The following is a 22038-nucleotide window of genomic DNA, read 5'->3' on the forward strand; positions in this document are numbered from 1 at the left end:
TTGCCCTTTTCATTTTCGGCAAATGTGTTTTGTTATGCTCTAGAATCATTTCAAGATTGTCTTTTGCAATCAATGGACTACCCCCTTGGATGTTCGGAATTTGTCACTGATTTTAACACATCGATCAGTTCAACAAATTCGCTGAAAAGATGCATGCCCTTTTTGAATTCTTCGTCCTCTGCACCGTGAAACGAAAGGGCCACATAATTCATAAATGAATCAGATCGGCTGCGGCCAAACGTTTTTCCATTTAACTCCATATCTGCCTTGTAAAAAAAGAACGGATCGTTAATGCGGAACAGCTTATTGATCTTTGCAACATACTCCTCCACATTTCCTTCGCCTTTCAAGAAATTATAATAAGCTGTCTTCTTAATACCAGTGCGTTCCATCACCCATGAATGTTTAATGCCTTTCCCTTCTATATAAGTTGCAATAAAGATTTTCCGATTGTTCGATTCTGTTTTCCTTCATAACAAGTCATTTTGATAGAATGCAGCGGGCGCTCTACTGGATGTAAAACAAAGTTTCAACTTATATATATATTTTTTGACATTCTGACCTACAATTTTGTTTGTATTTACCATACACTTCACCTCCCGTATATCTAAAATGACGAATCCAACCTTGAACATCCCTGCGATGCTCAATGGGATGATCCGTGTGGAGTTTTCATCAAACTTTTGACCTTGCTTCTACAATCAATTATAAACTGAGAACAATTGATTTTCCATGTATTTTTCCTCAAAAAGCGGAATATATGATTAGTTTATGTCAAAAATCATGCAAAAGTTCTTGATTAAATTCATTTTTTCCTTAAAAACGGGAATAAGGACGTCCTTCCGTTAATGCAAAAAGGCGCCCCAACGTTTGGGACGCCTTCTCCCTTGATTTCTACAGCAACTGAAGCAACGCCTTTTTGTTCGCTTGCACTTGGTCGTTCAACGCCTTGACTTTTTCTTTTACCTTCTGAATGTCTGCGTTGTTGGCGCCGACTTTCTTTTCAAGGGCGCGAATTTCATTCGTCACCGCCCGCAGCTGGTTGGACAGCGCGATGAGCTGGCCGATGAGGCCATCAATTTGCTCTTGTTTTTCTTCATCGAGTTCCTCTTGGTCTTCACCAACAGGTTGTGGAGAATTCGGAGACGGCGCCTCCGTTACCGTTTGCCCGCTGGAAGCTGGAGCGGCAGCGTCATTGGCCGCTATGGCTTGTCCACTCGGAGCGTCAGTTGCCGCTGTGACTTCTGTCGGTTGAGAAGCAGACGGCTCGCCCGTTGGCAACGAATCAGCAGGCGTCGTTTGCGTGTCCGTTGACGATTCCGCTTCGCTCAATGCTTGAATGCGAGCGGTCACTTTGTCTAGCCGCTCTTCAATTTGGCCTACTTTTTTATGTAACTGCGCCAACTTTTGCGCAAGCCATTTTTGTTGCTTGGACGATTCCTGTTTTTTCTTCGCCTCTGTTTCCTTTTGTTCCGTCTTCTTCTTGACGACGACTTCCACTTTCTTCACCATCGTTTCGCGCTCATGCGCTTTGCCCGCAGGTTTGGCGGCCGCCCACGCCGGAGAGGCGACGAGCATCGACGCCACCAAAATCGGCCATCCTTTCTTCAACATTACCAATTCCTCCTTTTATTTTTTGGTAATGGCAGCTGGCTGGCATAGGTTTCCCCTTAGCCCCTGTAGCTTTGTGACGCTAAGTTTCCTTAGCTGTACCTTTATCATGATTGTACCATGATTTTCTTCGCGAAGAAGTGAGACGAAGTGACTATTTTTGACCTTTGAACCATTTCATATATGTCTCAAAAGTTCCTGCTTCACCGTTAAATCCCTAGTTGAAGCTCGTGTACAGGATATTTGCTTTTTGTCACAACTCCCGGGCTCCGCAATGTTTCATGCACCTTCTCATTATACAACCGAACGTTTTCATTGATGATCTTCCACTCCACCGATCGCTGGTGGCAAAACCCATCGATATCATTGTCGAGATGTTTCACATAGCGATAGGGGCCAATGATGCCGATGCTGAGCCATGCGCCATGGCGAACCAACACGATATCCCCTTGTTCCATCGTATGGACAAACGTCCAGATCGCCCCAAGAGCGTTGCCAAGCTTCGTCCCCGAATAATGGTACACATTGCGCAATCGTTCTCTCAGTTCATCTTTGCTTATGCCGTTCAAATTGCCAATCAGCGGCCAGCCAATCCCAATGACCTGATCGCGAATGAATTCGTCGTACCGCTGAAACCCATGCGGCTTCGTTTTCATTTGAAATACATGCGCCACTCCTAATCCCTCGTTTCCCTTCCAATCTCCGTCTTAGCCAAACCGCCCCACCCATCGAAAAGCGCCAGGCGCGCAACCGTTTCAACGTCTTGCATGCTTCTGAAGAACAGCCGTAATCGCCTCAATCGTTTCTTTGACGGCATCCGTCAACGCTTCAAACTTAAAAGCAATCGACTGAGCGTTTGGATTGATGGACGGGCCTGCGTTTCGATCTCTGCGAAACGCCGTGATCGCCTCCAAGTCTTGTTTGAGGCCATCCGGAAGCAATGCCCGTTCAAACCTCCAGCTGACAATGTAAGGCTCTTTCATTGCGTAATCGTTGCTTCCTTCATATTGTATGGCTCCGATGCGCTTCTTCCCTTTCTCGGAAGCTGCATCATTCATAAACAACTGCACGGTTTGCTTTCCACGTCCATCACATACATGCAAGCCTGCTTCCATCGATTTGCTTGCAATGAAGTGAAACAGAGGTGCAGTGGCAAAGCGGTACTCGAGCACCTTCATCTTTTCGTCTCCTTTCTTTTCACGCAATTTTTCGCTACGATTAACTTCAGGCATTGTGAGCATCCTCTCCATCCGTCAACATTTAGTTATGCGTTCACAACTTCCACAACAGAGGAAAGGTTTAAAAGCTGGCGAGATTTTTTCTTTACCTTACGCTCTGCACTTTACACTGCAGAACGGTGTATTTTTTACACGTGGTGCCAGTCAAATGTCGGCGCTCCACCAACCGAAGTACGTTCTTTCCTAAATAGCCACAGCTACAAAATTCCCTGCACCCGCACAGCCCACTCAATGGCTTCCTGGTAGCACGACAATACCTTATCCTCCATCAAGCCCAATCGCCCACATAGGCGCGCCATCTGCTCCCATTCCCCTCGCTCCATGCACCAAACTAGGTCATAGACAACACAAAAGCGGCCTGTTTTATGCAGGAGACAAGCTTGTATATCATCATGAATATTCAGCTCATCTAAAATTTCCGACAATGGCTGATGCAACAGAACGTCCAACAGCGAACAAATCCCCATTAAAAACAAACTAGCCTTGTCCTGCTCATAGCCCAATAGGTCCCCTAGCAATTCGCAAGCTTTTCCTCTAATAAAGGACAATGTGACAATTTCTTCATACAGATGCTTCTGCCCATCTTGAACATGCAAATCGTACAACTCTTGCAAAGCCAATACGGAGATCCACTTTTTCAGCTCATTGATGCCCAATACCATGATTGCATGACGGATTGATTTAATTTTTGGGCGATGCGACACGATCATCGAATTCGCCAATTTCAATAATCGGTACGTAAGCGCCAGATCACGCTCGATCATCTCTGCAATTTCATGAATATTCGGATCATCTTCGCTCAAACGCCCCAACAGCGCCCAATAGGATAGATAGGAGCTAAACGGAAGGGCTTTATCCCTGTAAATTACGGGTTTACTAAAGAAGAAACCTTGGAAATACACGAATCCCATTTCAGCAGCCCGCCAAAATTGTTCGTACGTCTCCACTTTTTCCGCCAGCCATTTCACTCCTAACCTGTTCGATATCTTCATGAACGACGATGCGTCCTGTATGGAAACACGAGAAAGATCTACTTTGACGAGATCTATGTATGGAAACAGTGGAAGATAAGAGCCATCTAACACAAAATCATCGAGCGCGATCGTGTATCCACGGGACTTCAACTTACGGCACACAGACAAAAGCCAGTTTGACATCGAGATCGTCTCCAAAATTTCCACCACGATCGCAGCAGGCGGAAACTGCAAGGGCACTTCATATTTCAACAAATTCTCTGTAAAATTAACAAAACATGGCTTTCCATTGGTCAACTTCTCAATCCCAATGTTCATAAAACTGTTAATCAGCACTTCCAAGGTAGCTTGGTCCTCATTCAACCCATCATAAAAATTGCCCTTACCGCTTCGGTAAAACAGCTCGTACCCCACCACATTCCGTTCAACATCGAATATCGGCTGCCTCGCCACGTATATCTCCATAGCTGCCCCTCCCTCTCCCTACCGCAATTGATGGAGACGAAACTATTCGTTCCCTTAGTTCCACCATTAAAGCCAGCGCGGACTTGTCTCTCTTTTTATTGTACCATTTTTCCCTTTTTTCGGAATTAGGAGGACAGTACTAATTCCTAACAAGAGGGGGGTTCTATGTTAGTGTTCAGACATGTAATTAAAAATAAGATGATCTTTGTTTGTTTCTTTTAGAAGGGCGGTAAAAAGTGCACGTCAAGGGAGGAATTTAGGGGGATGTTGTCGCAAAAGGAAGAAAAATCGTTGGAATGAAGCGTGACTGCTCACATTTCGCACCCTTCCGACGAAAATCGGGAGGATTTTTTGTTTCGATGTCGAATAATGACTCCTTGACACACAAGGAACAAAGAGGCCTTTCGTCGCTCCGGATCTTGATGCCCAGTTTATCACACCCAACACCCGCTAAAGGGCGCGGGAGACCGCAAGCTGATCCGACCAACGGGGCAGGCTATTTTCCTATTATTTCTATATGCGAACGTCAGCTTGCTGGAGCTGCCAGACGGGTGCATCCAACGCGCACTCGATCACTCCTCACCCCGGATCACCGATGGTAAAAAAGGACTGCCATCGCTCGTTGTGTTGGTCAAAGCGTTATTCTGAAAAACGAAATAAAAAACCTTTCGTTTTGACCTTGTTAGAATGCGAATATAAGGTGAACTACCCACCACCTACGCTTCGCTTAGAGATGGGGGCTTCAAGCGACTTGTGTGTGTTCGCCGAACGGTAAGCCACACACAAGAACCCTTTACGCTTCCCTTCGTTCCGAAGGTGTCTGTTCTAGCCATATTCTATCCTATTCGTTGGCTGACGCCAACCGACATTCATCTCCCACTTTCACTTCGTTTCAAAGTGGGAGACTTCTTTCGGAAAGATGTTAAAAAAGAACTATATAAGTTGCAATTTTGTTTTACATGGCATTGTCCGCTCTTCTTGTCACCGTGCCAGCTTGTCAGGTGATAAAGACGGGACATGGAGATCGGAAATTCTTTATTACAACCTATATAATAGATAAAGTATAACCCATGGCCCTAGTTTGGCGCTAAGGCTCAACTAGGACCACAGGTGAGTTAAATGATCCGAATGATGAATCTGGTTGCTGGGGCCAATCGATTTTTTTATTTTTGTAAACGGGTAAAAGTACTGATATTGCCAGCTTTGTTTTCACCGGTGAAGCTAGCTGATTGTCAGGAGTCAACTAGCAGCATCACTACGGAAATGGAAAGCGAAAAGTCAGGCTATCTCAGCCTTGCAGAATATAGGGCTATAAAGACATCTTAGCGAATAAATGGATCATGAACTTGACACAAGGGAATTTAAGAGACACCATTCGAGAATATTCCACTCATTCCTAAATGATATACTTAGCATAGATACCTGAATCCGTGACAGAAGTGTATCAAAAATGTCGGAAAACCCAATCGTGCCGAGGTTTCAACTCAATTTCGAATGTTCACCTAATTCGGTGAAGAACTCCGCGTGCAGTATTTTGTTGATTTATCAATTTTTTGGCGGTTTGAACGTGTCTTTATCACGGATTCAGGAGATATGCACACTTCCTACAAATTTCCAACATCAGACAAGCTTGTTCTTCTTGCCTTTACGGTCTAACTTTAACTATTTTGCCCACGCTCTGATTTCCAGATCCGTCAACAGCTACCACCTTAATAGAAGTTCCTGATTTTTTAGGGGTAATTTTAATGGTATATTTCCCATATTTATCTGCTTTTGCGCTGCCGATTTTTTGACTACCTACATATGCAATCACAGTAGCATTTGCTTCTGCTTTACCTGTGATCACCTTGGACTTACTAGTGATGCTATCGACAGTGGGAGGAGCCGGAGGGATTCGATCCACTACAATCACGACCCGCTCTTTGCTCGTATAACCGTACTTGTCTGTGACTGTCACGTAAAGTCTAGTCCCAGCTGCAAGTGTGGTAATCTTGATATTGAACAAACCTTTAGCATCACTTCTCCCCATATATACTTTTGCGTTGATTTTTATAGAAACCGTTCCATTTGGCACTGTTTTTCCTCTCACCACATTGCTCTTATTGCTTACCAAATTTACAGTCGGGGGGGGGGGGCAGGCAATAAATCAGGGCTCTCAACATGGATCTTGTATTTCCCTGTATAATTCATGTATTTATCCACCCTAATGTAATACGTCCCCGCCTCGAGATCTTCCCACTTCAACCATTTTTTGGGTTGATTGAATTGCCTCCCTCAATATACTCGTGAAAAACTTCATTTCCGTCTGAGTCTTCCAACGTGACTTTCACTTCTCCGTTTATGTAAGAGTTAAAATGGACAACCATCCTACCTGCTTGATTCAAATGAATTTCATAGATTTGTTTACCATCCGTGTCAGTAATATCGCTAGAAACCAGCCTATCAAACGGCAAATATGACGGTGAATTGGCAAATACCATATTAGTCTTTAGCGCAGAGATGGAAAAGGCAAGCGAAAGCATGACGAAGAACCCGAATACTCTCATACAATTTTTCATCGAACTCCTCCCTATTCGATTACCTTTTTTAGTAAGCATTTTTATTCACTAAACCATTTGTAATTGTACGTAAAATGATTTTAATATCTAGCCACAAACTCCAGTTCTCTATATAAAAAATATCATGTTCAATCCTCGCCTGAATCGAGGTATCGCCACGCAGTCCACACACTTGAGCCCATCCAGTGATCCCTGGTCGAACATGATGCTTAATCATATATTTCGGAATTTCTTCTTTAAACTTTTCAACAAAATAAGGACGTTCAGGCCGTGGACCAACCACACTCATATCCCCTTTCAGTACATTGAAGAACTGAGGCAGTTCGTCTAAGCTCGTTTTCCGCAAAAACGCTCCAAATTTCGTCCGACGCGGATCGTTTTCGACTGTCCATTGAGTATCGGAAACGGACTGAGGCATATGCTTCATGGAACGAAATTTATACACTGTAGATGAGCATTTTTCATTACAATAATTTCCATGGTTAGAGAGACAAACAGGGTACCCCTTATGCGATACGGAGCTGTTTTTTGATCACATCAATAGGAATCTCTTGCTTTGCAGCGTCATAAATGAACTCTATGACGCTATGGCCTTTCCGCGACCGAAGAAGCTCCAGCCCGGTGGAGAGGTTTTGTCGGGATTCGGCGATGCTGTACACGCAAGCCAATAAAACGGTCACCCAATACCGTTTTACCGCCCGAACGTGACGGACCCGGTATCCATCCAGCTTCAGTTGATCTTTCGCCTGCCGGAAAAAGCACTCGATCGTCCAACGCTGAGCATAGTAACGCAAGATGTCTTCGTCCCCGAGTTCCCGGTCGGTGCTCAAGATGCAATGAAGATGTTCCGGCGCCATCGGCTGATCCGCCTTCCAAGCCAGCAGCACCACCGCGTCATCGAGGCCATGGATGGCCCCCTCATAGCGATACACGCGATAACGCTCCTTCCCCACCGTGACGAGGCGGGTGTCTTTGGACTCGATATAGCGGGCAAACTGCTTGGCTTGGATGGCGATGCCTTTTGGGTAGAGAATCCGGTTCGTCTTGAGCATCGCGATGACATGGAATCCCTGTTTCAAGCAGGCTTCAATGAGCGTTTTGGACGGATACCACGAATCCATGAGCACATACACCGGCTGAGCCCGCTTCACCTTGAGCGAGGAAAGCATCTCGATCGCCAGGTCGATTTTGCTTCTTCCCTCCTTCTTGTCATACAGGCGGAACGCAAATGGGAACGCCTGCGTGAAGGTGTGCACCATCAGCCAAACGAGCGAATGCCCCCAGATCGATTGATGATCTTTATGCGAGTAGTGCCAGTCGCACCCTTGAATGGCGTGCGCAGCCCGTGACGAAGGCTTTGTTTTTTGGCAAATCGTATCATCAATCGAAACAAAAAGGGGTTGATTCTTCCGTTTGGCCAGTCGTTCGACCTGGGAAAGGATCCACTCTTGAAGCTTCCCAAGCAGCCTTTCCTCGTTCCAAGGGCTTTTCGTGAAAAAGTGACTGAGCGTCGTTCGATGATTCGGATGAAAGCTCCAGTAATGAATATCAGTCAATGTTCCCGAGAATCCCTTGGTGGTCAAGGCATCGACAATATGAATGAGATGCTTGATGACCGGTTTGGAAAGCTGCAGCGTCAACCCCAGCGTGAAGAAAAACTTGTGGATTCCTTGGTGATGTGCTAATCTATTCATGAGACATGAACCTCCTTGTGGATAGTTGGTGGTACATCTATTCTAACCAAGGAATCGGGTTCATGTCTCCTTTTTTGTTTAGTTGTCAATTTATGTCAGTGAATTTGCTCATCTACAGTATTTAAATACTTATACCAATCAGACATGTTCGCTTCTCACCTTATGATGATTTCTGATGCTGGATTTGAGACAACAGTTCATCGATTCTAGCATGATACGTTTCTGATCCGGGCAGTTGTTTGCTTTGCTCCAAGTATGCTTTCGCTTTCGCATACTCACCGTTGTAATACAGAATCTCGCCAAATTGCAACGTGAAAATCGGATCTTGTTGCAAGAATGGTCTTTTTCGAATCGCTTTTTCGTAATAAAAAGCCGCCTTCTGAAAATCATTTTTCATCGCATACGCCAAACCAAGTGTGCGCATGATGTTGTAACGATCCGGATATTTGCCCAGCAACGACTGCAATAACGGCAAAGCCTGTTCTGCCCGTCCCTGCTGCATCAACTGAACCGCCTGTTGATACTCAGCATAGTCTTTTTGAAACTGCTCGTCCTGTTGTTGGCCTTTCCAGTGAGCATAGCTGATTCCTGATAAGAGCAAGACTAGCAGACTAAGAAACACGTATCGGTCCCATTTTCCATGCATGCGTAAATTCTCCTCATTCTGCAAAAATCGACAACCTCTCACTTGTAAATTTTAGTACATTTTGCACCATAAAGCAATAGGGTGGTCGAAACGTCAACGAGGCAGCTTTTTGTAAAAAGTGATTCGTCACCACAACTTGTCATTGACAAGCAAGATATCGTTGGAATCATGGCACATCACAGTTATTATTCACTGATTTTTCCTTACAGATGCAAGCCCGTCAAGGACAACGTTTGATGAAGAACTTTAAAATTCAGTTGTTTCCCTGATGATACATCATTTGAAAAAGAATCTCACAAAAGACCCTCCCATGAAAGTGAGTTCACCACTTTCATGGGAGGGTTGCTACATTGCTATACACTCCAGCCTTATTTTGCCACGTTTACAACAGCATCGGAAACATTGTTGCCAACTACATTATTACTATCAATCGCACCTGTTTGATCCACATCCACAATGCCAGTTGCGGACAGCGTAATCGGCTTGGACAAGTCGCTCACAGGAGACTGCAGTTTCAGATAAACCGTTTTGTATCCTTTCGAAGCACTTACTCCTTGATTAGCATTGTTGTCTTCGTAAACACCCGATACAGTGACACGATTACCATCGACTTTTACGGTAAAATTGTTAGCAGAAAGTTCATTATTGATCGTCGCATTTGCCACCGGTTCGCTAAAGTCGACACGGATGACGTCTGCGCTGGTTAAGGTCGCCGTAAACGTCGGAGCCACGTTTTCTTTCATAAATTCGCTTACGGTCACGGTATCCATGACGAGCCCAGACGTATTCTTAATGTTGCTGATGGTAATGACGTGTGTACCCGTCCATGTATTTGCTCCCGGGGCGAGCGTCACGCGAATGTGTTTCGTATCTCCATCAAAGACTGCTTTCGTGACCGCCAATCCGTTGATGTTGAAGTTGGACAAGTTCAATGCAGAAGCGTCCAAATTTTGCGTGAACGCAAATACTAATTCGTTGTTGTTGTCCGCTTTAACACCATTGCCGTCATAGTTTAGATCAAGAGCTGGCTTCGTCGTTAAGCTGTCAGAGCCGCGAACGAACGTAATTTGTTTACGCTCGGCATATGGGTTGCCAGCCAAATCGCTTACTAAACCGTTCGGCAGCGTCACGGTGTACGTGCCTTTTGGCAAGGAAGAAATATTCAAAGCAACGGATTTCGATTTTCCATCTGTCGGCAGATATAATTTGAAATTGTCGCTAGTTGTTTTCAAATCTGCGCCGACAGCCTTAAGTACATTGTTTTCGTCAATATACTTATCGCTCGATTGAACGACTGTAATGTTGCTGCCAGTCGTGACTTCTTCGTCAAATGTCAAGACAAGATGCTCGACGCCGTCAATTTTTACTACTTGGCTGCTGACGAATTTCGGCGCTGTGGTATCTGCTTTCAGCTGAACAACTTTCGTGTACGTATCCCCTTGATTACCTGCCAAATCCTTATAATCACTTACCTCAACTGCATACACACCATCCGACAGAGCATTCGCCAACGTTGCCGTGTAGACTAAGCCGGTCGAATCAACCGAAACAGATGCTGTTTGGCCACCGATTTTGATGGTCGGAGCGCTCAACAGTTTTTCGCTGAATGTCACTTTGACGGTTTTCGTGTTGACGGCTTCGATGCTTTGAACGACTGGTTTCGTTGTATCAACCGTTGTCTTCTTGACTGTCAATTCAGCTGGGTTTGGATTGATCACATTACCGTTGTAATCGACAGCACCGAAGATTTTCAATGTCAAGTCTTTATTCACGGGCACAGATGAAGATGCGAGATTGATCGTCATTTCATCGTCGCCAGCCGTGAACTTCGGAGAAACCGAAATTTCAGTTGTTCCGTCGTACAGTTTGACTGTTCCTACGCTGGCAAGAGGTTCAGAGAACTTCACTTTCAGCGTCAAGCCGTTGTCGGCGTAAGAGGACGACAGAACGCTCGGACGTACCGAATCTGTTGTGTCAATCGTCGTCGTGTAGGATGGAACATCTTTGCCATCCAACGTCTTGACATTTTTAATGTCGACGACATAACGTTTCGTGAAAAATTGACTGCCGTCAGCCACCAACTTCAGCGTTTTCTTATCATCGCTCAACGATGCTTTCACGGTGGAAACCGATCCTTGACCATCAATCGCTGTGAGTGTGATAGCAGTCGCTTTCACGACGTCATCGGACGTATCGCTTGTGCCTTTGTTGTCGATTACCGTTGCAGCGTCGACCGCTTTGTTGAATTTGATTTCCAACGTTTTGGCGTTAACGGCTGTTACACTTTCCACTTTTGGAGGCAACGCCGCTTCATACGCCGCATTGGCGTCTTGTGCTGCTTTTTGCAGTTCGGCTTTGAACGCATCGGTTACTTTCGATACATATTGGTTGACTTGGTCAAGCGCGGCTTTCGCTTTGTCCAAGTTGCCGGCTTTGACGGCGTCTTGCGCTTCACGCGCTTTCATCGAAACCGTGATGTCGTAAACTAAGCTGTCGCGCAGTTTTTGCGCTTCGGCTTTGAATTGCGAGCGAAGCAGTTCGCGCGTCGATTGGCCGTAGACGCGGTCGAGAATGACCGTGCGCGTTTTGAGCTCGTACGAAATTTTGTGGTAGAGCTCTTCTGCCTTTTTCAAGTCTTTTGCTTCGACAGCTTTCGCCAGATCTTGACGCAGACCGTCAAGCTTGACTGCATAGTTGTAAGCGTCGATGTACGTAGCCACGCGCGCTTCGCCCGATTTCGGGTTGGCTTTGAATACATACGTTTCGTATGTAGCTTGCAAATCAGCCAAATACGCGTCTTTTTTCGCGCCGCCGGCTTTGTTCACGACAGCAACCGCGTTTTCATACGCTTTTTTCGCTTTGTTGTAGGCGGCATATACGTCGCTGATGTTCGGGAGTTTGCCCGTTTCCGTTACCGTGTGGCTGTACGCATAATACGCTGCTTTAAATTGCGCTTTCGCTTGGCTCACGACCGTCGCCACGTCCGTTGCTGCTTGGGAAGCGTGCGGGTTGGCGGCGACGAAAGCGCTCGCTGCTACAGCGCTGGCTGTGGCGAGTTTGACTGCTTTCTTTTTGTCCATAAAGCCTAAAATCCCCCTTCATTTTTATGAAACTTTAAGACAATGATCCTAAACGGCTGCCGTTTAGTAGATTCATTGCCTAAAAGGTGCTAACATCAACCAATATCATCCTTGACGGCTAGATGCTGGGCTGATTAGAAAGCCTAGCATCTGTTGCTAGCACTTGAGCATAATTCCTCAATGCTCTACGTCTCCTATAATAATACATTTTTCTTCTAAATTCTAGTCCTAAATACAAATTTTTTAGAGAATATGCCATTGAAATTATTGCCATCGATGGCGACATTGATATGAATATGCCTGTAACAGAAATTTAGAACAATATTTTGGCAGTTTGATGGTTTTGGTTGGCAAACATTTTGTGCAAAAACATCAATCGTTTTTCTTCACCGTGACGTCCATCGGTTGGCCAAGCGTCATTTTGACGACGTCATAGCGGTCATTCAGGTACAAATCGAGAAAGCGGAACTGTCCTGCGAATTGTTCCGGGCTGTTCGTGATGGAAAATTGCAGCTGCATGGCGTAATCGCCGCTGTTGGCGAGCTGTTCGGCGATTTTTTCGATCTCTTCCTTCGGCACGTTGTACGCTTTTAAGTAAGAGATCGAGTCGGCGATCGCTTCGGCGTTGTCGTTGAAGAAAATGGAGAGCGTCACCGTTGCGCCGTCGATGCGGCCTTCAAGCGGCAATGACATATTTTGGCCGTATAAATACCAGCCGAACAGACGATTTCCTTTTTGCCGCTCAATGACGAACGGGACGGATTCATTTCCTGCCTGAAGAATGTATTGCCCTTTCAATGAGCGGGCGACAAGGGCGAGAAGTTCGTCTTTGGTGAACGGCACGTATTGGATGGCATCCCCTTGTTTGGCATACAGTCCGCCGCCGAGGCTGTAATAGACGGCGCCGCCTGCCCGTTTTTGGCTGTAGGCGCGATACTCGCGCCCTTGTTTCGCCGTCATGGCGGACTGCCATGCTGCTCCGTTCAAGCGGTATAGGGGCGTGTCGCGCAAAATGACGACTTTGCCGATCATGCCTTGTTTCCATTGGACTTGCCCCCATTGGACGGCGGCGTCAACTGTTTGTCCATTTCCTCCGAGGGCGATGGCGGCGGCGAGGCAGATGGCGGCTGCCATTTGGAATGCATGTTTCATCTTCGTTTTCCTCCTCATTTTGGTCATCGGTGTCGTTCTATATAGATGCAATTTGAAGCTTTACCATTTGCAGCTTTTAGCGGGCGTTTGATCGACTGTCGGGCGACCGAACAACGCCGCTTCACAGACACATATATGAGTCTGTGAAGCAGGCGGTTGTTCTGTCCTCCGTCACGCCAAGGCGTGACGGAGAAGCCTGTGGCTTGCCTGCGACAGTCGAAAAGGGATAAACCGCTTTTCCGTCAAGGATATGGTAAACTTCTTCGTTGCATCTATATAGCATGCTAAAAGAACCGCTTCGCCCCCAAGTACCGCTGTTTCCAATACGGTTGGTCGAGGCAGCTCGTCGTCACGCCGGTCGAAGCGCCGCTATGAATGAACTGGCCGTTGCCGATATAGATGCCGGCGTGCGACGGGCTATTCGTGGTCGTGGCGAAAAAGACGATGTCGCCGACTTCCGGGGCGGAAACCGATGCGCCTGCATTCCACATCAAGGCGACGGTGCGCGGCACGGCGATGCCTTGTTGCTGGAAAAGGTAAAAAATGAACCCGCTGCAGTCAAATCCCTCTTCCGGCGTCTCGCCGCCCCAAACGTACGGGACGCCGAGCAGCTCAGCCGCATCGGCGACGAGTTCGATGACGTCCAGCTTCGCCGCAGGGGCTTGTCCGATCAGGCGCTCGTATGTTTCGCCGTCCACAACGCCGGTTGCGGGGAGTTGGGCCGCTTGTTGAAAACGGCGGACGGCATCGGCGGTGGCGGTGCCGTAGTAGCCGGTGATGTCCGTCCAGAAGTAGCCGAGCTCTTTGAGCTTCGTCTGAATGCGCTTGACGTCGTCGCCGAGCGCGCCGATTGAGAGGCGAACCGCTTGACGCTCGCGTTCGATCGGTGCAGGGGAGGTCGTTTTCGCTTTTACTGCGCTCGCGAGGCGGGCAACGGTTTGGTTGTCGACCGCGCCGGTCACTGGCAGGCCGTTGTCGCGTTGAAAGCGGCGGACCGCGTCGGCGGTCAGCACCCCATAGTAGCCGGTGATGTCCGAATAGGTAAAGTAGCCGAGTTGTTTAAGCTGCTGCTGCAGCTTGCGGACGTCGTCGCCGCGATCACCGATTGTCAACACGTCAGACGACTCCACTGGCTGGCTTGTTGCTTTTTGCTTCAGCCGTTCAAGCGTCCCACGATCCGCCCGGCCGGTGGCGGGAAGCCCGTTCGCCCGTTGAAACTGCTTCACCGCATCGGCGGTCACCGCGCCATAGTAGCCGGTGATTTGCGGATAGCGGAAATAGCCGAGCTGCTTCAGCCAGCGCTGCAAATCGCGGACGGCCGCGCCGCGGGACCCGATGGCGAGCGTGTCGTTTGACGCAGGCTTTTTCAGCTTCGCGTAGGTGGCGGCATCGACGATGCCGGTCGTCGGCAGGTTCATCGCCCGTTGGAACGCCTTGACCGCTTCTTCGGTGATGGCGCCAAAGTAGCCGGTCGCTTTCGGGTATGTAAAAAAGCCTTGTTCCTTTAAACGCTGCTGGATTTGTGCAATCTCGGGGGAACTCATGCCTTTTTTCCATTCCGCCGCCTGGCTGTCATCCGGGGCAAGAAAAAAGGACGAAACCATGGCAGCGGCAAAGAAGGCGTGATTCGGTTTCACGGACGCGTCCTCTCCCTTCGCCGCCCCTTTCGTTTGTTGTCGTCTTGTCCTGAGTGGATGTTCAAGATGAGGCGCGGCAATGTTCTATATTTTCAGTATATCGTATGAAAGCCATGAAAGGAAATGCTTTTTTCCATTGGGAGAAGAAAGAAGATCATGAACCGGAATGGGGTGTTCCCCGTTTCGGACGCGACAGATTGGCGAACAAGTGCGACACACGCCGATCATCGACAAGGTAAATCGACTGCAGCACTTCATAAATGAGCTGTTTTTCCATCGCCAGCCATTCGTCAACGCGGATCGGGATGTATTTTTGCTTCGGTTCGTTCCACTCGTAGAGGGCGACGGTAAACTTTTTTTGGCGAAGGTCGAGCTTGACGATGAACATGTACAACTGGCTCGTGCATTTAAACACAAAATAGAGCTGAGCTTCGGACGAGCACGTGATCGTGCGAAACAGCGCCTCGCCTTCCGATGCAAAACGCATCCGTCCACCTTCGTTTTTCAGCGAGCGCAGCGAATCGGTGAAACTGGCCGGGGCGATCGTTTTCAGCCGAACGGAAAACGGATTTTTCATTTCCTTAATATAGATATGGTACAGTTTTTGCGTATGCTTCTGCCCGTTTCGTTCACAAATGACAAAATCGGCAAGATAGATGTTCACCTTGACCCCCTCTTTTTGCTTATAAATTTCCCATTTTTAACTAATTGTACTATGTGCTTCCTGGGCAAAAAAGAGGCCGAACGACAGAATAATCGACAAATATGTTCTAATTTGGAAACGAAGAAATAAATGGTCCAAAAAGGAACAACCATTACCTCCGCGCTTTTCTATCTTTAAAGAGTAATGATGAAAAGCGTGGTGACAAACGATGACAAACCTTGGGGAAACGCTCAAACGATTGCGAAAAGAACGGCGCTGGACACAGGAAGAGCTGGCCGAGCAACTGAATGTATCGCGTTCGCAAATCAGCAAATGGGAAAACGGCAGCTTGCTTCCCGATGTGCAGTCGCTTGAGAAGCTCTGCCAGTTGTTTGATGTCAGCGCCGATTTTTTGCTTGGCGGCGAAACGCGCCAGCGCGAGCTGTTGCGCGAAGTGACGGACATGTACGGAACGGCGGACGTGCACGAAACAGTGCTGGCGGCGTTGGACTACTTGCTTCATAACCAAGAGATGAGCGAAGCGGTGTACGCGCTCGCGAAGCTGCCGGATAAAAAGCGAAAACATGTCGAAACGATGATCGTGACGATCGTAAAAGAGTGCTCCGAGCTCATGTAGCTCCCCTCATGCTGAAAAAAGCGCTAACAACGACGTGCTAGCGCCATCCGTTGGGGGAGTGTTTGGGGACACGTTCTTTCTCTTGGGGATTCGCTTTGAAAGGCATGTATGGGGAAACGACTATACGTGCTCCGGCCATTCTGGTTTCTTTCCGGAGTGGAGAAATTGGACGGACTCCGCGACGACTTCGGTGACATAGACGCGTTGACCGTCTTTTTTATCGTAGCGGCGCGTTTGGATTCTCCCCGTCACCGCCACCATCGAACCTTTTCGGCAATAATTGGCGGTATGTTCCGCTGTTTTCCGCCATAAAACGCATGGAACGAAATCGGCGTCAATCCCCCCTTCCGCGTTGCGGAAATTTCTCGCCACCGCCAGTGTGACAGTCGCGACGGCAGCCCCTTCGGCCGTGTAGCGAAGCTCGGGATCTTTCGTCAACCGGCCGACCAACACGACTTGGTTGATCATGTGTTGGCGCATCCCCCCTTTCCTCCACCGCACTTTTATGATAACGAATCTCGTTTTGGGTCGTAAAATCGCGATTTTTGCATTTTTTGGCGCACTCTATGGATACAATTCAGCGAAAAAGGCGAAATCTTCGTCGACAATGGCGGGGCAAAATGGCGTTTTTGCCATCCGACGGAAAATATGCAGATCGTTTTTCAGCAGGAGGGGCGGCATCCCGTTTTTCTTCCCTCGTCCGCCTGTGCTATAATCTTGGATAAGACAACGGTAACGAGGTGGACGAGATGAAAACGTTCAAGCTTGTCGGGCTCTCGGTCATCGACGACGACATGCACCGCCAAGACATCCCGTTTATTGACGGGTTGATCATCAACAAAGAAGACGGGCAAAACCGCTGGCTCGTGGAGGCGTATTTGGATGACGACTATGAGCCAATGTTTGTGAGCTTGCAGCGGCGTCCAGAGTTTCAACTGCAAGTGACGATCACCCACACGAGCAACGACCCGGCCAACATGCTCGTCGCCGTCCGTTCGATCACGAAAATGAACGGCCACATTAGCGTCTTGATGGAAGGGCTGATGATCCCGCGGCGCACCCATTTGGCGGAAGTCGTGCTGGCCGGCCTTGTCAAGAAAGGGCTGCAAGGCGAGGCGCTGCTTCAAGAGTTTCGCCAGCAAATGCATGAGCGAATCGATGCCAAGGCGCCGCAGGAACGGAAAAGGTAAAAGGCTGGAGAGCGCACTTTCCAGCCTTTTTGTTTGCCTTCCTGCAGGCAAGTGGATCATCCTCTTGGAAACGCCAGGGCATCAACCCGAACCGGGCGGGCGGTGACGATGCAGCGCTTCGGAGCGCGGCCGATGAGGCGAAACGGGTAGCACGTTGTCACCGTCAGCGTTGGGCGCGCTTTCTCGACCAAAACGGTCCGGTCGTCGTCATCGACGATGCGGATGTTGACGATGCGGTAATGGATGGCGGCGCGATCCGTCCGAATGATAAGCGCATCGCCGATCTCAAGCTCGCCAAAGCGGCGGAACACAGTATCGCGGTGCCCGGATAGCACGACATGCCCTTTTTCCCCTGGCCAATCGCTCGCCGGATAATGGCCGACGCCTCGGCGCAATTCTTGTTCACGAACGCCTTCATACACGGGAATCGCCGCCCCGAGCTTCGGAATGGCAAGTTCGCCAAGGTAGACGCCAAGCGGTGCGTCTTTTTGCGCCGAACGTTCCGCTGGAAGGCTTGCGGCCGGCGGTGAGGAAGGCGCAGGGGCATCCCGCTTGACCGCCATCCGACCGACGGTGTACCAATAGCCGTTCCAACCGGCTGTCGCCGCCCCGATGACGATCGCCCAAAGCGCCGCCCATTGGGCGGCCCGGCGCCCCCACGAAAACTGCGCGGGCTTGCCGTTCACGTTCCTTCACCCTTTCAGCCGCCCGACCCGCCGGTAAAGAAGGAACCCGGCGGAAGCGAGCATCAGTCCGGCCAACGTATAGGCCAAATACGGCGACGCCGTCTCCGGCAGTTTTTCCCCATACATTTTTCCTTTCATCTCGACAGCGAGCAGCCCGGCGTCAATGCCTTTCTCCCCCGCGCGGACAATGTAGCCTGATGTGAGCATCTCCCGCGTTATGGCGATATCGGCGACCTTCTCGCCTTGGCGGGTGTACAAGCGAACATGGATGGGCTTCGCTCCGGCCGTCTTGATGTCCGGCACGTCCGCCTTAAGCTCAAGCAGGCGAAGCCCCTCTTCCCACATCGCCCGCAGTTTGCGGCGCTCTGTTTCCGTCCACGGCCCTTCCGTCTCCGCAAACGGGCGCAGCCGCTCACGAAGCGCCAAAAGCCGCTCTGCTACCTGCGGGTCGTCAAGCGAGGCGATATGGCGGGTGAAGGCGCGCACTTCTTGTTCCGTCATCCCGAGCACCCCAAGCAAGTCGTTGATTTGCTGCATGGCGGCGTTGTGCTGCGAGTAAAAACGGATGGCCCGGTCTAAGTCTTCGACAAATGTGTAGTCTTGCACCGTTTCGCCAAACTGGCCAAGCAGCGCCTCGAGCTCCTCGACCGTCAGCCCGTGCCGGCGCAGAACGGCATGAAGCCGCTCGTCGGTGATGGGCGTGCCAAGCCATTGTTTCAGTTCATCCATGGTGCGAAAATCGGCGGCTGTCAAGCCGTATCGATCTAAATAGTCCAACAAGTCGCTCACCGTCCAGCCGACACTCTCAGCGTACTGCTCCAGCTCGCTTCGGCTGATGGCCGCCGCTCCAGCCGGAAACGAAGCGAAAACAGCGACAAGCACGGCCATTCCTAGCCATTGCCGCATTCGTTCTTCCTCCCTTCCGCTTTCTTTGACGTACATTGGTAGTATTTTCCGAACATGCCGCTCTTATGTACGCCAACGAGCGAAAAAAGAAGAAAGCTCGGCCTAGAGCGCTTGAACGTTCTCCCACCTACGCAAACGCTTAGAGATGGGAGATTCTCGGGGACACCTGCCATAAGGCAGACTGCCAGCCAGAGCATCCCCGTCTGTCCCTGTGACTTGGCGGTTCCAACGAAGTCCTTCTTTCAACATATTTTGAGCGGCGTTGGGGGACATCCATGATGGAAGACGCTGATTCATTCCCCCCTTCGGCTGATCGCGTGAAAGCGGGGGCTTCTCGGTACATAAGAACAGGCGCCCGAGTTTCGGACGCCTGTTTCGCGTTAGGAAAGGTGACTTACGGTTGCCTGTTGGAAGTAGGCGTTGTACAAGGCGCGAACCGCCTCGTTGACGACGTCTTCTTTGACGCCGAACATCATGCTCACTTCGGACGAACCTTGGTTGATCATCTCCAAGTTGATGTTGGCGTCAGCGAGCGCAGTCGTAGCTTTCGCCGCCATCCCGATCGTTTTTTCCATTCCTTCGCCGACGACCATAATGAGCGCCAAGCCGTACTCAATCGTCACCTCATCGACGGCAAGCTCCTCGCGGATGCGGGCGAGGATGCGCTCATCTTTTCCATCCACGAGTTGATCTGCCCGCAAAATGATCGACATGTTGTCGATGCCGGACGGCGTATGTTCGTAGGAGATGCCTTCGTCTTCTAAAATTTGCAGCACACGCCGGCCAAAGCCAATCTCACGGTTCATTAAGTATTTGCTGATGTTGATGCTGCAAAAGCCAGTGTCGCTTGCAATGCCGGCGACCGGTTCGTCGATATGATTGCGCTTGGCGACGATCCACGTGCCTGGAGCGGCCGGGTTGTTTGTGTTTTTTACGCAAACGGGGATGCCGGCGCGGTAGACCGGCTCCAGCGCCTCGTCATGAAAGACGGAAAAGCCGGAATACGACAGTTCACGCATTTCCCGATACGTAATTTCCTTCAACTTGCGCGCATCGGCGACGATCGATGGGTTAACGCAATAAATCGAATCGACATCGGTAAAGTTTTCATACACGTCGGCTTTCACGCCCGCGGCGACGATCGAGCCCGTAATATCCGACCCGCCGCGCGGGAACGTGACGATATGGCCCGATCGGGAATAGCCGAAAAATCCCGGGATGACCAAAACGCCGCGACGTTCGCGCAGCTGCTTCAGTTTGTCGTACGACTCCGGCAGCACTTGGGCGTTGCCCGGCTCATCGGTGACGATGATGCCGGCTTCAAGCGGGCTGACGTAGCTCGCCTCAAGCCCGCAATCTTGCAGATAGAGCGCCATGAGCCTTGCGTTATGGTCTTCGCCGCTCGCTTTCATGGCGTCAAACAACCGAGGCGGCTCGCTTCGATAGGCGCTGATTTTCGACTGCAAGTCATCGACAAGCTCGGCCAAAAAGCCGTCGGCTTCCAGCCCCAGCTCATTGGCAATGTCAGCATACCGCTTCACGATCGCTTCCATTGTTTCCTCATGCGGCTCGCCAGCCACAATTTGTTCGGCCAGCTGGATGAGCATATCGGTCACTTTCACATCGTCTTTGTACCGTTTCCCCGGCGCCGACACGACGACGATGCGGCGCTCGATATCCGAGCTGACGATGTCGGCCACTTTACGGAATTGCGCGGCGCTCGCCACCGAACTTCCACCGAATTTGGCTACTTTCATCGTTCATGACCCTTTCTGTCGAAAGTCTCTATAATTGTTTATCATATCACATTTTTCCGCCCATGGAACTATTCATTTTTTAGAAATTTCCGCGAACGTCCCAAAACGCCGCCATCGCCGGCCATGACTCTTTTCAAAACATATAGATGCCATTTGAAGCTTTACCATTTGCCGCTTTTACCGAGCATTGGATCGACTGTCGAGCGACCGAACAACACCGCTTTCAGCCCCAGTATAGGTCTGTGAAGCGGATGGTTGTTCGGTCTTCCAAGCTACAGGCTTGCCCTCGACAGTCGAAAATGGACAAACCGCTTTTCCGTCAAGGATATGTTAAACTTCTTCGTTGCATCTATATATACAGATGCCGCTGCAACAGGCCCCCCACCTTGACAAACGAATGACGGCTCAGCGCAGCGCCGTGTTCCCATCGTCCTTCGATTCTTTTTCCGCAAATCACTTCTCACGTTTGCGCCACATTGCCGCGGCGGACGTTGGCGATTCCTTCTTTGCAGACGCCGTACGGCAGCCACGAGCAGTCGCGGCATAACTCGTCCAAATCATCCGGCTTGACCCGTTCCGCCGTCCGCCGAATCAGTTCGGACTTCCAATACACGTTGCCTGGCTCCAAGCCTAAATGGCGAATGACGTTTCCGTCAAGTGAACGGACGTGGGCATCGGAATTTGGGCCGGCTTCACACGTTGTCTCCCCATGATGCGGGCAGGCGAGGCACGCCTCATCGAGCGCCGCGACGACTTCAATCGGGAAATCGTCGTGTTCATCGCGAATGCGGGCCACGATCTCCCACATTTTTTCCACGAACGACGGGCTGTAGCCCATGCCGCGAAATCCGTGCACACAAAGCAAATGATGACCGCGCAAACGAACCGGTTTCATCTTTATCTCCCCCTTCCTTTTTTCCGGATGACCTTTGACCAACCGAACCGTGTCGAAGTGAACATTTGGAGATGGGAGTGTCTGTTGGCAGTACTTGGCTTCCACACACAACAGACAGACCTACGCTCGATGTTTGACGGTTGCAACGTTTCCTGCAACCAACTCCATCCATCGAGCAGCCGTTATGGGAGTGCCTTTATTGAACGGTTTTCTCCACGTCTTTATTCTATCATACCACAAAAGAAAGGGGGGAACGCGCATTCCTCTCC

The 22038-nt window shown here is 49.6% G+C and carries 20 protein-coding genes, 1 pseudogene and 1 riboswitch; of the genes and pseudogenes, 2 read left to right on the top strand and 19 right to left on the bottom strand.

All coding sequences use genetic code 11. The annotated features are described in order from the left end of the window. Positions 1 to 77: 77 nt before the first annotated feature. The 14 genes and pseudogenes from GZ1_RS14200 to GZ1_RS14265 form a co-directional block, all read right to left on the bottom strand. Positions 78 to 332 carry a hypothetical protein gene (locus GZ1_RS14200; RefSeq protein WP_020279685.1) on the bottom strand — a complete coding sequence of 85 codons (255 nt, stop codon included), beginning with the start codon at positions 330 to 332 and terminating at the stop codon, positions 78 to 80. A 562-nt stretch (positions 333 to 894) separates the two neighbouring features. Beyond that, on the bottom strand, positions 895 to 1614 hold the full coding sequence (locus tag GZ1_RS14205) for a hypothetical protein (RefSeq protein WP_060788731.1): 720 nt from the start codon (positions 1612 to 1614) through the stop codon (positions 895 to 897). A 27-nt stretch (positions 1615 to 1641) separates the two neighbouring features. Further along, positions 1642 to 1724, bottom strand: a riboswitch (cyclic di-GMP riboswitch). 96 nt (positions 1725 to 1820) lie between these two features. Next, positions 1821 to 2285 (bottom strand): DUF8426 domain-containing protein, encoded by a 465-nt coding sequence (locus GZ1_RS14210; protein WP_060788732.1) that lies wholly within the window; start codon positions 2283 to 2285, stop codon positions 1821 to 1823. A gap of 81 nt (positions 2286 to 2366) precedes the next feature. Then, complete coding sequence (locus tag GZ1_RS14215; protein ID WP_060788733.1) at positions 2367 to 2789, bottom strand: hypothetical protein; 423 nt, start codon at positions 2787 to 2789, stop codon at positions 2367 to 2369. A 257-nt stretch (positions 2790 to 3046) separates the two neighbouring features. Continuing rightward, positions 3047 to 4288, bottom strand: a complete 1242-nt coding sequence (locus GZ1_RS14220; protein ID WP_033013761.1) for an EAL and HDOD domain-containing protein — start codon at positions 4286 to 4288, stop codon at positions 3047 to 3049. A 1645-nt stretch (positions 4289 to 5933) separates the two neighbouring features. Beyond that, on the bottom strand, positions 5934 to 6431 hold the full coding sequence (locus tag GZ1_RS14225; protein WP_255211300.1) for an Ig-like domain-containing protein: 498 nt from the start codon (positions 6429 to 6431) through the stop codon (positions 5934 to 5936). 97 nt (positions 6432 to 6528) lie between these two features. After that, complete coding sequence (locus tag GZ1_RS14230) at positions 6529 to 6846, bottom strand: hypothetical protein (RefSeq protein WP_020756845.1); 318 nt, start codon at positions 6844 to 6846, stop codon at positions 6529 to 6531. Between the two features lie 28 nt (positions 6847 to 6874). Then, positions 6875 to 7291, bottom strand: a pseudogene (locus tag GZ1_RS14235) (sugar transferase); the annotation flags it as partial. A gap of 61 nt (positions 7292 to 7352) precedes the next feature. Beyond that, a complete protein-coding gene (locus tag GZ1_RS14240; protein ID WP_060788735.1) occupies positions 7353 to 8540 on the bottom strand; it encodes an IS701 family transposase in 1188 nt (395 codons plus the stop codon). Between the two features lie 160 nt (positions 8541 to 8700). Continuing rightward, on the bottom strand, positions 8701 to 9186 hold the full coding sequence (locus GZ1_RS14245; RefSeq protein WP_060788736.1) for a tetratricopeptide repeat protein: 486 nt from the start codon (positions 9184 to 9186) through the stop codon (positions 8701 to 8703). A 368-nt stretch (positions 9187 to 9554) separates the two neighbouring features. Then, positions 9555 to 12266, bottom strand: a complete 2712-nt coding sequence (locus GZ1_RS14250; RefSeq protein ID WP_060788737.1) for a hypothetical protein — start codon at positions 12264 to 12266, stop codon at positions 9555 to 9557. A gap of 372 nt (positions 12267 to 12638) precedes the next feature. Then, entirely contained in the window at positions 12639 to 13418 is a 780-nt protein-coding gene (locus GZ1_RS14255) for a hypothetical protein (RefSeq protein WP_060788738.1), read from the bottom strand. A gap of 284 nt (positions 13419 to 13702) precedes the next feature. Further along, complete coding sequence (locus GZ1_RS14260; protein ID WP_020754056.1) at positions 13703 to 15055, bottom strand: C40 family peptidase; 1353 nt, start codon at positions 15053 to 15055, stop codon at positions 13703 to 13705. Between the two features lie 154 nt (positions 15056 to 15209). Next, positions 15210 to 15719, bottom strand: coding sequence for a hypothetical protein (locus tag GZ1_RS14265; RefSeq protein ID WP_020754055.1), 510 nt, complete (start codon positions 15717 to 15719; stop codon positions 15210 to 15212). 208 nt (positions 15720 to 15927) lie between these two features. On the opposite strand from GZ1_RS14265, the gene GZ1_RS14270 reads away from it, so the two are divergent. After that, complete coding sequence (locus GZ1_RS14270; RefSeq protein WP_060788739.1) at positions 15928 to 16335, top strand: helix-turn-helix domain-containing protein; 408 nt, start codon at positions 15928 to 15930, stop codon at positions 16333 to 16335. Positions 16336 to 16455: 120 nt separating this feature from the next. Here GZ1_RS14270 and ssb read toward each other — a convergent pair whose 3' ends face one another. Continuing rightward, complete coding sequence (gene ssb, locus GZ1_RS14275; protein ID WP_011232661.1) at positions 16456 to 16815, bottom strand: single-stranded DNA-binding protein; 360 nt, start codon at positions 16813 to 16815, stop codon at positions 16456 to 16458. A 269-nt stretch (positions 16816 to 17084) separates the two neighbouring features. Here ssb and GZ1_RS14280 point away from each other — a divergent pair, with 269 nt between their 5' ends. Then, the gene (locus GZ1_RS14280; RefSeq protein ID WP_013146485.1) at positions 17085 to 17525 is read left to right on the top strand and encodes a YwpF-like family protein; all 441 of its coding nucleotides are present in this window, start codon (positions 17085 to 17087) and stop codon (positions 17523 to 17525) included. Positions 17526 to 17581: 56 nt separating this feature from the next. On the opposite strand, the gene srtD is transcribed toward GZ1_RS14280, so the two are convergent. The 4 genes from srtD to GZ1_RS14300 form a co-directional block, all read right to left on the bottom strand. Then, positions 17582 to 18211, bottom strand: a complete 630-nt coding sequence (gene srtD, locus GZ1_RS14285) for a class D sortase, LPxTATN-specific (protein ID WP_060788740.1) — start codon at positions 18209 to 18211, stop codon at positions 17582 to 17584. Positions 18212 to 18217: 6 nt separating this feature from the next. Continuing rightward, positions 18218 to 19117: a processed acidic surface protein gene (locus GZ1_RS14290; RefSeq protein WP_015375903.1), complete on the bottom strand. Its 900-nt coding sequence runs from the start codon at positions 19115 to 19117 to the stop codon at positions 18218 to 18220. A gap of 380 nt (positions 19118 to 19497) precedes the next feature. After that, positions 19498 to 20874, bottom strand: coding sequence for an aspartate kinase (locus tag GZ1_RS14295; RefSeq protein ID WP_020754048.1), 1377 nt, complete (start codon positions 20872 to 20874; stop codon positions 19498 to 19500). A gap of 460 nt (positions 20875 to 21334) precedes the next feature. Further along, positions 21335 to 21769 (bottom strand): DUF1284 domain-containing protein, encoded by a 435-nt coding sequence (locus GZ1_RS14300; RefSeq protein ID WP_011232666.1) that lies wholly within the window; start codon positions 21767 to 21769, stop codon positions 21335 to 21337. Positions 21770 to 22038 lie beyond the last annotated feature (269 nt).

Origin of the sequence: Geobacillus zalihae NBRC 101842 (assembly GCF_001544135.1) — a bacterium.
In the GTDB taxonomy this organism is placed as follows: Bacteria; Bacillota; Bacilli; order Bacillales; family Anoxybacillaceae; genus Geobacillus; species Geobacillus zalihae.